This is a genomic window from Methanobrevibacter sp. (genome assembly GCF_045220775.1).
Classification (GTDB): Archaea; Methanobacteriota; Methanobacteria; order Methanobacteriales; family Methanobacteriaceae; genus Methanocatella.
In genome coordinates, this window is record NZ_JBGUWC010000069.1 from 22,632 (window position 1) to 38,066 (window position 15,435).

Genomic DNA, 15,435 nt, shown 5'->3' on the forward strand with positions numbered 1-15,435 from the left:
AATGATATTGGATAAAGTGATTATAAATAATTATCGTCAGTATCGCCATGCTGAAATAGAATTTTCCAACGAAACTGATAAAAATTTCACCATTATTCAAGGGACAAACGGCGCAGGTAAAACTACATTGTTAAATGCTTTAAGTTGGTGTTTATATGGTGAAGAAATCCACGATTATGGTGATGAAGCTGCAATGGATTTATGCAATAATAAAACAGCATTCATTGCATCAGATGGCGACACAATTCAAGTTTCTGTTCAAATTGACTTTACTGATGAGGGCAAATATTTGGCATTTAAAAGGTCACGAAATTATATTAAGAGAGGAAATAAGTTAATCCCAGCGATAAATAGTAGTGATTTTCAAGTTATTAAAGAAGATAATAATGGTAATATAACCGTTGAAGAAAATGATGTATATACTAGAGACCGTAAGATTCCACAAGAAATTGAAGATTACTTCTTTTTTGATGGTGCTCGTTTAAGTGAATATTTCCAAGAAAATAGTAACAATAATATTAAGGAATCTGTTAAGGTTTTATCTCATTTAAATCTTTTAAATAATGCTTCTAAAAATTTACCTAAAGTTAAAGAAAAATACATTCATGAATTAAAGAAAAAAGCTCCGGAGTTAGGTAAAGCAGAGTCAAAAGTTTTGTATTATGAAAATGAGTTGGAAAAAGCCGAAAAAGATTTGGTGTCATATGAAGATAATCTTAAAATTGCTGAAACCAAAATTGATGAAATTACAGAAAAATTACGTGCTAAAAAGGCATATGATGTTGAACAAGATATGGAAAGATATCAATATTTAAATAAGGAGATAAAATCCCTTAATAGCAGATTATATGATAAAAACGGTTTAATTCAAGCTAGAATAAATAAAGTATTAAAAAAATATCCTTATGTTTTAGCTTATAATTATGCTAAACAATTTGAAGAGTTAGGAGAACAATATCGGAAAAAAGGATATATTCCTCCAAAATATAAAAGAAGTTTCATCCAAGATTTGCTGGATGATGGAATATGTATTTGTGGCGCAGATTTAACAGAAGATAATGAGCATAGGCAACACCTTGAAAAATTATTGGAGTTAACTAAACCTATCACTGATAAATCTGAAGAAGTCACAGTTGCTTTAGCAAATGTTAAGCGTAATATTTTGCTCGATTCAACTAATTTTAAAGAGGATTTCATTAATCGCTATAGAAATATTAAGAATTTGATTGATCAAAAAGAAGAGCTAGTTGCTGAAAGACAAACTATTAAAGCAAAATTGGATGCAAATCCTTATGAAGAGATTCAAAAGTTGAATGCAGAATTGACTGACTATGAAAATCAGCAAAAAAGGTTTAAGAATGCAATAATCACTGTTAATAAACAAATACCTGAGTATAAAAAACAATTAGGATATTGGAAACAACAAAGGGCAACAGAAGAAAAGTTATCTGTTGAATGTGATGAAATCAGACAAAAAATCGCTTTATGCGATGAGTTGATTATTGTTGCCAAAAATGTATATCACGAGATGTCTGATAATATCCGTAATGATATTCAGGAATTCACTAAAGACAAATTTGATAAGATTCTTTGGAAGAAGAACGAATTTGTAGATATTCGTATCAATGACAACTATGAAGTTTTCATTAAGAACAAAACCGGATTCGAAGAAAGGCCAGGTGATTTATCTGATGGGGAAAAAATAAGTTTAGGGCTTTGTTTCATGTATGCATTGCATAAATACTCCGGATTTGAGTTACCTATTATAATGGATACCCTTTTAGGACCTATTGGTGTAGAAATAAGAAAAAATATTGCTACATTTTTACCTCATTTGGTTGAAAACAAACAAACTGTATTGCTTGTAACTGGTAGTGAATATACTGATGAATTTAGAAATATTTTATTTGATTACATCGGAAAAGAATATACTATTGAATGGTCTAACTCCGATGAGGGTAAAGAATCTGTAATTGTTGAAAATCCGCTTAGTTAAGGTGATTTAGATGGCTGAAGGAAGAAGAATCATTTATGATGATGAGGATAAACAAATTTATGATAGATTAAGGGCTAGTTCAGGTATTTTTAATAATTTGAGCATAACAGATTTATTTGCTGTAGCTTTGATTTATGGTAAAAAGGAAGGAAGACGTACGGAATTAGGAAAAGGTGCAACTGGTAGGGTGAGAAGTGAAACACTTAGAAACTCCCCAGTTAAAGATCTTATGATGGTTATTGCTGTTGATGAAACTGGAAGTATGGACGTTCTTTCTGATGAAAATGAATATTTTAGAATCAGTGAAGAATATGCTAAAACTGGAATAAAATTATTGGAACAGGATTATATTGAAGATTCCGATGAACTTTTAAATGATATGGAAATGGAAATGTTTGAATTCTATGATGACGTTATAGCTAATGATATTGCTGAAGATTCAGAGTAGTTTGTTAATCTTTTCATTTCATCTTTTTTTTATTCTAAAATAATCTTGTTCATCAGCAGGATGGAAATCTAAAGGACACCATGCATCTGGTAACTCCTTTGAATATTTTTCTTTAATTTCTTTAAATTTCATTTCTCGATATCTTTTAGCAGCTTCTTGGGGAATTTGTTTTCTTTCAAGAATTGTAGAATGATAATCCACTCCATGTCTCATACAGATGTTATGGCGACGAATATTTCTTCTGAATTTTCTTACTTTTGCATCTGTCCATCCACATTCTTCATGAATATAATAATCTTCAGAGGTTTGGTTTTTTTTATAAGAGCTATAATTATCATCTTCCGCATCTAATGGACGATAACGACAATCAGTTATTTGAACTCCCCATTCTGCACATTTCACTCTTTTTTCTTCCATTTCTTCATAATTGGGTTCATAATTATAAATCATAAAAACGGATATTTCTTTAGCCGTAAAACCTACATCAATAAGTAAATCAATTTGTTCTTTAATTTTTGGGGCTTGTTTTATTCCATAATCCCAAGCTATTTTTGGATTTTTAAAACCCGCATCTTTTAACATTTTAGCAAGATAAGGTTTTTTTCGAAGTATTCTTCCATCAAAACCTGATTGTGATTCTAAGTAACTTATTTTCTTCTCTTTTTTTAACTCTATTAATTCATTAAGAATATCTTCTATATACTGGTTAGCTAGTAAATTATTATCATAAAATATTAATTTTTTCTTAATAATTTCATCTTTTATTGATTTTTTACATGCCCACTCTGGTTCAATGATATATGTTCCGCAGAATCCACATTTACGAATGCATCCTCTGCTTGTGTGTATTATTTGGTAATCCACATCTACGAGACTATAATCGGGAATTAGATTTTCAGCTTCAGGAATGGGGCCTTGGATAACATCATCGCATTTGGTGTATTTTTTGCAGTGATCTGGCATTAAAGATGCATAAACTCCTCCAACTAATATAGGAATATCTTTAAATTTATTTTTGTAATAAAAAACAGCATTTTTCACATATTTTGACCAATATGTGAAAATGGAAGTTACACAAATTAAATCTGGTTTAAATTCATCTTTTTCAGTTGGAATTAATGTTGTTTGACCATAATCTTCATCTTTGTTTTCTTCAAAACGTATTAATTCAACATTAATGTTTCTAGTTTTTAGATATGCAGCTATCTTTAAAAGACCGATTGGTAAAAAATTAGAATGATTTCTACTTTTGTTTGGAATTGGAAAGTTAGGTTCTACAAGTAGAACATTTTTTATATCATCAGTAATCCAGTCAGTAAAATTCATATAATCATTCTCATATAGTGTGGTTATAATGATATTTATTTTACTAGTTTAAACATTTTAAGTTTTTTTCTTATTTTTTTTAGTAATTTACAAAATTGGATCAATTTTACATGTTGAAATAATTTCATATTTTTTAAGTTATATTGTATTTTTGTATAATTTTATTTCATTGATGGTTGTGATTGATATTTATTTTTTAATTTTATTATAAGTTATTTATTTTAATTGATCTATCATTTGATCTTTTTATTTTTGATAATAAAAATGATCTCGCTATGAAATTTGTATAAGTCTTTAGTATTTTTTATAAATATTAAGATCCTTATGATCTATTTTATTTAGATCTATTAAGGATCAGATCATTCCCAATTCCTATTTTAAAAACCTTTTAAAAGTTTTTATTTCTTTATTTCTTTTTTATTTTTTGCACATTTGATTAAAAATTGAATATTATATGTAATTAGCCAAATTAAGAATATTTTAGTAAGATATATATTAAAAAAATATGCATAATATTATTAGTGATAACTTTGTGGTTAATGTAAGTTTAAATATTAAATATTTATGATATGGGGTTGGGATGTCATTAAAAGATATTGATCATTTAATCGAACCAAATTATTTTTCTGCAAATACTGATTTGGTTGAATGTTTTTATAATTTAGTCCTCACAGAATCTGTTAGATATGATAGACTTGCGGGATATTTTAGTTCTGGAAGTTTATCAGTGGCTGCAAAAGGAATGGCTAACTTAATAGAAAATAATGGGCATATGAGATTGTTATGTGGCGTTCAATTGAGTGAAGAAGATTGGAAGTCAATCTCAAATCCTGAACAATTCAAAGACTTAATTAATAAAAATTTTTTAGATGAGTATGAAAATTTAGAAGATGAATTAATTTGGAATTATACAAAAGTTTTAGGTTGGATGATTGCAAATGGAATTCTCGAGGTGAAAATAGGTTTAAATTATATAGATGGGAAATATGTGCCAGATAATATTTATCATCCTAAATTAGGAATCATGTATGACTCTGAAGATAATTGTATAGTTTTTGTGGGTTCAGTAAATGAGAGTGCAAGGGGTTGGGCAAAAAATTCAGAAAATTTAACCACATGTAAAAGTTGGGAGAATGATGTACATATTCCGTCTAATATTTCTGCTTTTGAAGATTTTTGGAATGACACTAATGATAATCTAAAAGTATATAATGTTCCTGATGAATCAATAGATTTTTTAATAAAAAATGCTCCAAAAGATAAAGTAGAACTTGAAAGAACTATTGTAAAAATTAAGCAATTAGAAAATCCACCTTATAAGAAAAAAGAAGTAAAAACTCCTTATTCATATCAACTTGATGCAATTGATTCTTGGTTTGCACATGGCAAAAGTGGAATTTTAGCAATGGCTACAGGTACAGGTAAAACATTCACTTCATTAAGTTGTTTAAAAAAAGTTTTAAAAGAGGAGGAAGTTCTTACAGTAATTGCATGCCCTTACATTCATTTGGTGGAGCAATGGAAAGATGAAGTACTTGCTATGGATTTAGGTAAAACATATGAATTTTATGGTGTTAATTCAAAATGGGGTTCTGATTTCGATAGACTTAATAAGAAATTAAATAGTAATGTTGATTTTAAAAAACCACAAATTATTTTAACAACTCATAAAACATTTTCTGATATTGATTTTATTTCTAAAATTAATTCTATTAATAAAAATAAATTAAATAGAAAATTATTATTAATTGTTGATGAAGTTCATCATGTAGGGTCTGCAGGATATAGCAAAGGATTACTTGATGAATATGATTATAGATTAGGTTTAAGTGCAACTCCTAGAAAACATATGGATTATGAAGGTACTCAAAGGATAATAAATTATTTTGGAAGAGAAGTTTATGAATTCACTATTAAAGATGCATTGCATAGGAGACATGGACCTAAAAGAGAACCGTTTTTGACACCATATTGTTATTTTCCAAAAAAAGTAAATCTTACTGAAGAAGAATCTAAAAATAAAAGTAAAGCAAATAATGCTGAGGACAAATATAGGATATTGGGTGAAATATTAGATAGTATGGAAAAACCAATTGATCATTTAATAATATTTTGTTCTCATAAACAAATAAAAAGAGTATTAGAAATTTTAAATGAAAAGAATATTAATCCAAAATCAAAATTTACATATAAAGAAAATTTAAAATTTAGAAAAAAGTTGTTGGAAGGATTTGATAAAGGTGAATATAAATCATTGGTAGCAATTAGATGTTTAAATGAAGGAGTTGATGTTCCATCAACAGATAAAGTTATCATTATGTCTAGTTCATCTAATCCTGCAGAATATATTCAAAGAAGAGGTAGGGTTTTGAGGAGATCACCAGGCAAAGAAAAAGCATATATTTACGATTTAGTTGTAGTTTCTGATAATGATGATTCAAAATTGAATAACTTTTTTGATTCCGAATTAGATAGATTAATAGAGTTTGTTACTGATTCGGATAATGCTGACGAAGAGGGTTTACCTAAATTAAAAGAGTGGGGGTTATTATGAAGAAAAGTAATATAAATCCGGTAATTTTAGGAATTTTAGACGAAATGGAAATAAAAAACAATGAAAAAAATTATATTTTGGATGCTTTGAATTTAGAATATGAGAATACTGATAAGAAAAAACCTCAGTTAAAAGACAAATATTCACAATATGTTGAGGAGCATAGTGATTAAAATGATTATCAAATCTTTAGAAATGAAAAATTATAGGCCATATAGGGACCCACCAATAATAAATTTTGCTTATGGTGAAAAGAATCTAACTATAATAGAAGGAGATAACGATTTGGGGAAAACCACATTTTTAAGTGCAATATCTTGGTGTATATATGGTGATGATGAGCACTATAAAAAACATAGTAAACCTATATGTAATTGTGAGGCTGCTAAGGAATTAAAAAAAGGTCAAAGTTTAACAGTTGAAGTTGAAGTTGTAATGGAAGATAATGAGGGGAGGGATGTATTTTTCAATAGAAAACAAAATTATAAAAAAGCTTCTAATGGAAAAATGCGGAGAGATGGAAAAGATGATTTTACAGTTTATAAAAAATCCGGTACTAATGATATCCCATTAGGTGATCCAAAAGGGTATAGGGAAACAAGATTGCCTAATCGTCTTCAAGAATACTTTTTGTTTGATGGTGAAAGATTGTTGGAATGGTTTGGTGGTGATACTAATATTGTTAAAGAAGAAATAGAAAAGTTATCTCAGTCAAATTTAATTCAAAATGTCATTGATAGGACTCAAATACAAAAAGATGATTTAAACGACGATCTAAATGAATTAAATGAAGAGTTAGCTGATTTAAATACTCAAAAAGAAAATTTAATTTCATCTAATAAAGATGATATTAAAAAATTGGAAGATAATAAAAAGAAAATTAAAGAACTAACTGAGGAAAATGATGATTTAAAACGTTCATTAAGTCCTGAAGGGGAGGGGCCTGAAGAGTTATTAAAAGAAATTGAGAATTTGGAAAAAGATATTAAGTTTGATGAAGAACAGTTAAATGATTTGAATAAAAATCATTTAGAATTTTTGTTGGGTAATTTTTCTCGTATTTTAAGTCAGGATCTATTAAAAACATTTACAAAAAGAAAGATTGAAGATGATTCAATTGATGAAAATTCAATGGATGATGAACATATTTATTCAATTTCATCTAAAGACCTTGAATATATTTTAGATAGAAAAAAATGTATGTGCGGTAATGATTTTAATGAAGATGATTTAGCGTTTGAATTATTATCCAATCTCCGAAAAAAAGCAGTTAAATATGAAAATAATTCCTCACTTAATAAGACAGTTAAAGATTTAATTAATGATGCTAATGCTATACTCAATGAAATACCTAACTCATTTCAAGAAGATGTTTCCAAATATTGGAATAAAGTTAATGTCTTTGAGGAACGAATTGAAACTAGGACTGAAACTTTAGAAACTAAAAAAGAATCATATGAAACTCTCGTGGATGCTATCGATGATGAGAAAAAAATTAGAAGCCAAATAAGTACAAATACTAAATTAATAGATGGTTTTAAAGAAAATAATGGAATTATTCAGAAAAATATTGAAGAATTCGAACCAGAAAAGCAAAGAATTGAACGAGAACTAGAATTATTAAAAATTAATCTTGGTGATGAAAAAGAGATTTCTGATAAAATAGATTTTTGTGATGAGATTATTAAACATTGCGAATTTTTAAAAGAAGAATTAGGTAGAAAGATTCATAAATCAATTGAAGAAGGCGTAAATAAACAATTTAAAAAAATATACAATGGTGATGGGACTAGAAATAAATATGATGCAGTATTAATTGATGAAAAATTTAATATTTCTTTAAGGGAAACAGATGGTTTAGAAATTACTTCAATTAATCCATCAAGTGGTGCTCAACTAGCTGTTGCGTTGTCATTTATTACATCAATAAACTCATCTACTAAATTCAAACTTCCTCAAATAATGGATACTTCAATTGGTCGTTGGGGCAATAGATTGAGGAAAAATTTTGCTGATGTGATGCCTCAACTGTTAGATGGCAATCAATTAATTTTCCTTCTTTTAGATAGTGAAAATTCTTCTGAATTCCATGATAAGATCAGGGGCAATGTTGGAAAAGAATATGAGTTACAATTTGTAACAAAAGATGAAACAACAATTGTTGATGTTACCAAAGAGAGAATAGGTGAATAATATGGTAAGTGATGATGATAAAGGTACAACAATATACACCGATGATTGTTATTATCAACATACTGGTGAGGAGAATACTAATTCATACCAATATTTAGGTAAACAATTAGGTTTAAGTAATATTCAATTGTTTGTTATCACAGTACTAATTGGCAAATATGTGGTTAAAGATCGTGAAGAGATTACTGACCCTGCAACATTTATAAAATATGAAAGTGCTCTAAAAAGTGGGGAACCAATTAAAATATTGCAAATCTTAGCAATTGAAGAGACTGATGACATAAATATATTAAATGATAAACTAAAAATGTTTGACATCTGGCAAGGATATGCTATGGCAGGGATGAAAGAATTCTGCAAATGGTATCATTCCAATTCTATCGATCTTCCATCCAAACTTGAAGACGTGATGTCTGAAGCGTTAAAATCATTAAAATAAATGTGATTTTATGACAAGCGAAGAATATATTATACTAAGTGAGGAAAAATACATAGTAACCCGTACTTTTGATAATGGTAAATATATTTTTGGCAGATTTGATACATTAGAAGAAGCTATAAAAAAAAGAGATGAATTAGACTATGATGGGTGGCCATTATATGATGAATTTCTTGTGGATAAAGAAATCAATGAGCCTCACGTAATTAAAATAAATGGGGAATATTATGAAGTATATGATCCATCAAAAATTAAAATTGCAAATAATCCTAATTATAAAAGAGATGTTATGAATTTGGTTGAAAACATTGAATTTATAGAAGACTCATCTAACATACCATTTCCACAGTCTGATGATTTAAATCGTTTTATTTTCATTGGTCAAAATCTTTTAAAGAAAGATATGAGTAAAGAAGATATAAAACAATCTAATCAAATAGGAAATAGAATTGTCAATATGTACACAAGTACAGGATTCTATTTTCACGTTTTTGAGAAATACAAAAAGGATAACAAAGTATATTATAAGTTATCTGATAAAGGGAGACATATTTTTGAATTAAACGAATATGATCGAAATCTAAATATTTGTAAATGTATTTTAGAACATGAAATTTTATATAGGATTTTTATGGATTCTTTGTCAAATAGTTCTATTTCAAAAAATAATATTGTTAATATAATGTTAGAGTATGATTTGAATTTAAAGTCAATGGTCACAATTGAACGGAGAGCAGGTTGTATTTCAAGTTGGATGCATTGGATTTTTAATTTAATGGATTTTGACAAATCTAATCAATCTACTTTATGTTGATTAGTTATAGATATATTATTTCTAATAATCGAGATGATAATGTCTATTGTTTCGATATTTTTGATTGATTAAATCTACCGAATATAACATTTATTACGTAAGCTGCCAAATATTTAACCAAAGGAGTTAACTCATGAAAACTTTAAATGTCGTTGCAGCTATCATAAAACAAGACAACAAAATCCTGGCAACCAAAAGAGGCTATGGCGAGTTCATAAACATGTGGGAGTTTCCGGGAGGAAAAATCGAACCCAACGAAAGCAAGGAAGAAGCACTAATTAGAGAAATCAAAGAAGAGCTTGACTGCACAATCAAGCCCACCAAATTCGCCCTAGACCTGGAATACCAATATCCTAATTTTTATCTTAAGATGTCCTGCTTCGAAGCAATTATTACAGAAGGAACCCCAAAGCTTCTCGAGCACAACGATGCCAAATGGCTCACAAAACAGGAACTGGACGAAGTGAACTGGATTCCGGCTGACATCGAAGCGGTAAACTACCTGAAGGAAACTATGAGTGATTGACATGGACACAACAGACATTGAAAACATTGAAAAAAGGTTAAGTGAAGCTCAAAACCTGAAAACAAACCTGGAAAGCAAACTTGAAAAACTGGGCGACAACCCAAGAGCGGAAACTTTCCAAATCCAACTGGATAAAGTAAATGATCTAATCATACATTTACAAAATGAAAAAGAAGAGCTTGGCAAATGAACCAGGAAGACATCATTAACGGAGCTAGAACAGCATTCATCAACGAGGAATTTAGCTCCAGCGCTGATTTTAGACCCAAACTTCTCTACAACAACAAAAACACCAAGGTCATAAATTCCATAAGGGATGAGCTCAAAAGCTGTGATGAATTCATCATCTCATCCGCTTTCATCACCTACAGCGGAATCGTACCTATCTTGGAAGAGTTCAAGCAACTAAAAGAAAAAGGCATCAAAGGAAAAATCCTCACCACAGATTACCTGTATTTCACAGAACCCAAGGCATTAAGAAAGCTCCAAGAATTTGAAAACCTTGAAATCAAGCTTTACAGTCAGGAAAAGGAAGGCTTCCACACCAAAGGATACATTTTCAAAAAGGATGACATTTACAGGGGAATTGTCGGAAGTTCCAATCTCACCATGAACGCCCTTTCAGTCAACAAGGAATGGAATGTTGAATTCACCTCTTTAGAGGAAGGTGAAATGCTGGGTGAACTCAAAAGGGAATTCAACGATTTGTGGTCTCAGGCAGACGATTTAGAAGACGTTCTGCCGGAGTATGAAAAAATCTACAATGACAACAAGAACTTCAAGGTTATTAGAGAAATCACCGATGAGCTGAAGGACCAAAACATCAGGGATTTGACTCCAAACATCATGCAGGAGGATTTCATCAAAAACTTGAGAAATCTTATAAAGCAAGGCGAAAACAGAGCTATTCTGGTATCGGCCACAGGTACCGGTAAGACTTACGCTTCGGCATTTGCCGTTAAGGATTATGAACCTAAAAGATTTTTATTTTTGGTTCACAGGGAACAGATTGCAAAGCAATCCATTGACGCTTACAAAAACATCTTCAAAGACCACAATAAATTCGGTCTTCTGTCTGGAAATTCCAAGGATTATGAAAAGCCATATCTTTTCTCGACAATCCAGACAATGAGCAAGGACGACGTTTACACCAGATATGATAAGAATCATTTTGACTATATCATCATCGATGAGGTCCACAAGGCAGGTGCATTGAGCTATCAAAAGATATTCAACTATTTCGAGCCCGAGTTCTGGCTTGGAATGACAGCATCTCCTGAACGTACGGACGGCTTCAACATCTATGATTTGTTTGACAATAACATTGCCCATGAAATTAGATTACAAGAGGCTTTAGAAGAGGATTTATTGTGTCCATTCCACTATTTCGGAATCACCGATGTCGAGTTTGACACAGGCGAAATCGATGATGATTTCAGCGATTTTAATTTATTAGCCTCAAAGGAACGTGTTGATTACCTATTGGAAAAATCTGAGTTTTATGGTTATTCGGGTGACAGAATCAAAGCGTTAGTGTTTTGTTCAAGAAAACGGGAAGCGCAACTGTTGGCAGAAGAATTTACAAAAAGAGGCCATCCTTCAGTAGTGCTTACCGGTGATGACTCACAGGAAAAACGTTTGGAAGCGATAGACAGGCTCACAAACGATGACAATCCTGACAAATTGGAATACATCTTCACAGTCGATATCTTCAATGAGGGTGTGGACATTCCGGAAATCAATCAGGTACTGCTGGTCAGGCCAACGGAATCCCCGATCATTTTCATCCAGCAGCTGGGAAGAGGTTTAAGAAAATACAAGAACAAGGAGTTTGTAGTAATCCTTGATTTCATCGGAAACTACAGGAACAATTTCATGATTCCGATTGCCCTTTCAGGGGACAGATCCTATGACAAGGACAGAATCCGGAAATATCTGATTGAAGGAAACAAGATCATTCCGGGCGCATCTTCAATCAACTTTGATGAGATTTCTAAAAAGCGTATATATGAGTCAATCAACAACACCTCATTTTCCAAAGTCGCATTATTTAAAGAAAAGTACAACAATTTAAAATACAAGTTAGGTCGCATCCCTTCATTATATGACTTCGCAATCAACGGAGACTTCAACCCTGAGATTATACTGAATCATAATAAGTTTGACTGCTACCATACATTCCTTGATTATGTAGACAATGACTATGAAAGCACATTAACTGAAGAGGAACTTGCAACATTAAGGTTCATTTCCAAAAAACTGATCAAGGGAATAAGGCCGCATGAACTTGTGATATTGAGCTGCCTCAAATACAACAGATATTTCACAATCAATCAAGTTGAGAAATACCTCAAGGATAAATATGGCCTTGAAGACCAGTTCGATTCAATTAAAAGTGCAATCAATGTCTTGAGCATGAATTTCTACAGAAAGGAAACCAATGATGATTATCAGGCAAACACAATCCAGTTCGTAACCAGTGAAGATCTGGACATTGAAAATCTGTTCTTTGACTTTGACAAGGATGTTTACAGAAACCTTAAAGAGAATAAGGATTACAGATTCGAAGCTTCTGAGCTGTTTAAAAGGTGTTTGGTTAATCCAACATATATGAACCATTTGGACGACAGCCTGAAATACGGATTTTACAAGTATGATAATGTTTACAATGACTTAAATCCGTTCAAATTGTATGAAAAGTACTCCCGGGAGGATGTCTTAAGGCTCCTGAACTGGGAGCGCTTCATGAACGGCCAGAATATCGGCGGTTACAAAATCAAATATGATACCTGCCCTATTTTTGTAACATACAACAAGAAAGAGGACATTTCAGAAACCATCAACTACGAAGATCATTTCATTGACAAGGTTACTTTCAATTGGATGAGCAGAAACAACAGGAAAACATCAAGTCCCGAACTTGAGCCGTTAATCAATTACAATGGTTTGGATGTGGAGCTGTTCATACAGAAAAACAATGACGAGGGCATTGAATTCTACTACATCGGCCAGTTGACACCACTAACTTATAGGCAAGTATATAGAACAATCAACGATAAGGAGCAGCCTATCGTTAATTTCAAATTTAAAATAGAAAAAGAAGTTAAGGATGAGCTCTACTCATATTTCGTAAACGATTAAAATAAAAAAGGGATGATGAAAGAAATAATTCTTCCATCAGTAATGCCAGTCGATTGCAAAAATCTGTACCCAGTAGATTATGCCGTTTATTTTGTATCCTGCGATTCCGACATAGTCGCCGGTTGTGCAGAGCATATTTCTCCTATGGCCTTGGTCGTCATAGAGGTCATCTGTCTCTTTCCATCCTTCAGTAACGGATTTGCATGAAGGATATCCATATGCTATGTTTTCTCCGATTGTGTAATATCCGTCATTTTCATCAGGATATGCTGTCCAGCAGGCACTGCCGTCAGGACGGTCATGATCGAATTTTTGAACAAGCTCTTTTGCCCTAAGCTCTGCTCCTTCTTCAAGAAGGGAATCCCTTTCAAGAGGTTTGAGGGTATTGGATGGGTTTGTGTTGAAAGTCTCTTTTGAGGTATTGTTTTCATCAGCCCAGTACCATACACCTTTTTCTGATCTGAATTCGTTTAGAAGGTCATATGCGTCGGATACGTCAACAAAACCGTTGTAGTCGGCATCGGTTTCTGATAAAATCTTATATTCTACCTTGCTGCTGACTGTGGTTTTTCCGGCTGTGATTTTGCATTTTGATTTTGTGATTTTGATTGTTAGCTTTTTGCTGAGCGCCTTGTAGTTCTTGTTTCCCTTGTATTGTATGGTTGCTGTGTAGGTTCCCTTTTTGGTCAGTCCCTTAATGTTGAAGGTTGCCTTTCCCTTGTTGTTTGTCTTTGCAGTAAAGGTCTTCTTGAATTTTTTGCCTTTTATTGTCAGGTATACATAAACCTTTTTGATCGCCTTATTGTTGGCCTTTAAGGTAATTGCGTATTTTTTGGTTTTCAATTTGGTCTTGAACACTTTGTTTTTGGCAACGCTTATTGTTGGAGTTGCCTTTTTGATTGTAACCTTTTTCTTGTTGACGGTAACCTTGAATGTTCCGTTCACTGATGCGGAGCTGTATTCGTCATCGCCTGAATATCTTATTTCCCACTTATGCATTCCGGCATTGAGGTTATAGCTGTCGGAATTTGTGTATATGTAATGGGTTTTTGCGCTAATCTTTTTTTCTGCCTTGAGTTTGCCGTCAATGTATAGGGATAGTGTTCCGCTTACCTGTTTCGGGAATTTCACTTTGAAGTATTCCTCTTTGCTGGCCACATCGAATGTGTCGTCGCTGGTGTTGGAATATCCTACGCCAACGATGTAGGCCTGTATTTTTGAATTTTTCTTGTTAAATGAATCGTTAGCCGGATTCAATGTAAATGTTCCGCTCAAGACTTCTGCCATATAGTTGCTGTCACCGGAATATCTTATTTTCCAGCTGTGGGTTCCTTCGGCCAGGTTATAGCTTTTTGTGTTTACAAACAGGTAGTGGGTCTTTGCGGTTATCTCCTTTTCTGCCTTGAGTTTGCCGTCAATGTATAGGGATAGTGTTCCGCTGACCCTATTAGGGAATTTCACCATAAAGTAATCGCTGTCATGGTCGTTTACAAAGATGTCATTGTCGGCATCGATTGTGTTGATCTTGCCGTCATCGTCCTGCTTGACGATGCTTACATCAATGTTTGAGTCGTTCTTGTAGACCAGATTGAATGTTCCGTTCAGTGACGCTGCACTGTAGTTGGCGTCTCCGGAATATTGCATTTCCCAAATGTGTGTTCCTTCTGCCAAATTGTAGCTTTCAACGTTTGCAAACATGTAATGGGTCTTTGCGCTTATGGTCTTGTTTGCCATAAGGCTATTGTCTATGTAGAGGGACAGGGTTCCTGTGACCTGATTTGGAAATCTGACCCTTAGATAATCATTGTTGTAATTGTCGGCCAGGATGTCAGTATTTTCGTCAATCGGATAAATTTCCTTGTCCGCATCCTGTGTTACAAAATCGACTTCCATTCCGGAATCCTTTTTTGCGGACAGCACCGTATCATCAGCGCTGGTCTCTAAAACTTCGTCTGCCAATGCTTCCTGAACCGAATCATCGGCTTCGTCTGCTGCCAG

12 protein-coding genes are annotated in these 15,435 nt (G+C 32.2%); 10 read left to right on the top strand and 2 right to left on the bottom strand.

Going from position 1 to position 15,435, the window contains the following annotated elements:
* Nucleotide 1 precedes the first annotated feature (1 nt).
* Both ACJROP_RS04055 and ACJROP_RS04060 read left to right on the top strand, forming a co-directional pair.
* Nucleotides 2-1,996 (top strand): AAA family ATPase, encoded by a 1,995-nt coding sequence (locus tag ACJROP_RS04055; RefSeq protein WP_406534212.1) that lies wholly within the window; start codon nucleotides 2-4, stop codon nucleotides 1,994-1,996.
* A gap of 10 nt (nucleotides 1,997-2,006) precedes the next feature.
* Nucleotides 2,007-2,444, top strand: a complete 438-nt coding sequence (locus ACJROP_RS04060) for a hypothetical protein (RefSeq protein WP_406534213.1) — start codon at nucleotides 2,007-2,009, stop codon at nucleotides 2,442-2,444.
* An 18-nt stretch (nucleotides 2,445-2,462) separates the two neighbouring features.
* Here ACJROP_RS04060 and ACJROP_RS04065 read toward each other — a convergent pair whose 3' ends face one another.
* Nucleotides 2,463-3,770, bottom strand: coding sequence for a cobalamin-dependent protein (locus ACJROP_RS04065; RefSeq protein WP_406534214.1), 1,308 nt, complete (start codon nucleotides 3,768-3,770; stop codon nucleotides 2,463-2,465).
* Nucleotides 3,771-4,350: 580 nt separating this feature from the next.
* On the opposite strand from ACJROP_RS04065, the gene ACJROP_RS04070 reads away from it, so the two are divergent.
* The 8 genes from ACJROP_RS04070 to ACJROP_RS04105 all read left to right on the top strand — a co-directional run bounded on the left by ACJROP_RS04070 (nucleotide 4,351) and on the right by ACJROP_RS04105 (nucleotide 13,437).
* Nucleotides 4,351-6,324, top strand: a complete 1,974-nt coding sequence (locus ACJROP_RS04070) for a DEAD/DEAH box helicase family protein (protein ID WP_406534215.1) — start codon at nucleotides 4,351-4,353, stop codon at nucleotides 6,322-6,324.
* Nucleotides 6,321-6,497, top strand: coding sequence for a hypothetical protein (locus ACJROP_RS04075; protein WP_406534216.1), 177 nt, complete (start codon nucleotides 6,321-6,323; stop codon nucleotides 6,495-6,497). Before ACJROP_RS04070 ends, ACJROP_RS04075 begins: the two co-directional genes overlap by 4 nt.
* 1 nt (nucleotide 6,498) lies before the next feature.
* Entirely contained in the window at nucleotides 6,499-8,517 is a 2,019-nt protein-coding gene (locus ACJROP_RS04080; protein ID WP_406534217.1) for an AAA family ATPase, read from the top strand.
* A gap of 1 nt (nucleotide 8,518) precedes the next feature.
* Nucleotides 8,519-8,956, top strand: a complete 438-nt coding sequence (locus tag ACJROP_RS04085; RefSeq protein WP_406534218.1) for a hypothetical protein — start codon at nucleotides 8,519-8,521, stop codon at nucleotides 8,954-8,956.
* 10 nt (nucleotides 8,957-8,966) lie between these two features.
* Complete coding sequence (locus ACJROP_RS04090) at nucleotides 8,967-9,770, top strand: hypothetical protein (RefSeq protein ID WP_406534219.1); 804 nt, start codon at nucleotides 8,967-8,969, stop codon at nucleotides 9,768-9,770.
* Between the two features lie 133 nt (nucleotides 9,771-9,903).
* Entirely contained in the window at nucleotides 9,904-10,296 is a 393-nt protein-coding gene (locus ACJROP_RS04095) for a (deoxy)nucleoside triphosphate pyrophosphohydrolase (RefSeq protein WP_406534220.1), read from the top strand.
* On the top strand, nucleotides 10,289-10,486 hold the full coding sequence (locus ACJROP_RS04100) for a hypothetical protein (protein WP_406534221.1): 198 nt from the start codon (nucleotides 10,289-10,291) through the stop codon (nucleotides 10,484-10,486). Before ACJROP_RS04095 ends, ACJROP_RS04100 begins: the two co-directional genes overlap by 8 nt.
* Nucleotides 10,483-13,437, top strand: a complete 2,955-nt coding sequence (locus ACJROP_RS04105) for a DEAD/DEAH box helicase (protein ID WP_406534222.1) — start codon at nucleotides 10,483-10,485, stop codon at nucleotides 13,435-13,437. The genes ACJROP_RS04100 and ACJROP_RS04105 overlap by 4 nt, the downstream gene beginning before the upstream one ends.
* Nucleotides 13,438-13,473: 36 nt before the next feature.
* Here ACJROP_RS04105 and ACJROP_RS04110 read toward each other — a convergent pair.
* Nucleotides 13,474-15,435, bottom strand: a 1,962-nt coding sequence (locus ACJROP_RS04110; RefSeq protein ID WP_406534223.1) for a CAP domain-containing protein, incomplete at its 5' end; no start/stop codon positions are given.

Coding starts and splice junctions, on each gene's coding strand:
- ACJROP_RS04070 (WP_406534215.1), top strand. CDS start 4,351: ATGTCATTAAAAGATATTGATCATTTAATCGAACCAAATTATTTTTCT.
- ACJROP_RS04075 (WP_406534216.1), top strand. CDS start 6,321: ATGAAGAAAAGTAATATAAATCCGGTAATTTTAGGAATTTTAGACGAA.
- ACJROP_RS04065 (WP_406534214.1), bottom strand. CDS start 3,770: ATGAATTTTACTGACTGGATTACTGATGATATAAAAAATGTTCTACTT.
- ACJROP_RS04055 (WP_406534212.1), top strand. CDS start 2: ATGATATTGGATAAAGTGATTATAAATAATTATCGTCAGTATCGCCAT.
- ACJROP_RS04060 (WP_406534213.1), top strand. CDS start 2,007: ATGGCTGAAGGAAGAAGAATCATTTATGATGATGAGGATAAACAAATT.
- ACJROP_RS04095 (WP_406534220.1), top strand. CDS start 9,904: ATGAAAACTTTAAATGTCGTTGCAGCTATCATAAAACAAGACAACAAA.
- ACJROP_RS04085 (WP_406534218.1), top strand. CDS start 8,519: ATGGTAAGTGATGATGATAAAGGTACAACAATATACACCGATGATTGT.
- ACJROP_RS04105 (WP_406534222.1), top strand. CDS start 10,483: ATGAACCAGGAAGACATCATTAACGGAGCTAGAACAGCATTCATCAAC.
- ACJROP_RS04080 (WP_406534217.1), top strand. CDS start 6,499: ATGATTATCAAATCTTTAGAAATGAAAAATTATAGGCCATATAGGGAC.
- ACJROP_RS04090 (WP_406534219.1), top strand. CDS start 8,967: ATGACAAGCGAAGAATATATTATACTAAGTGAGGAAAAATACATAGTA.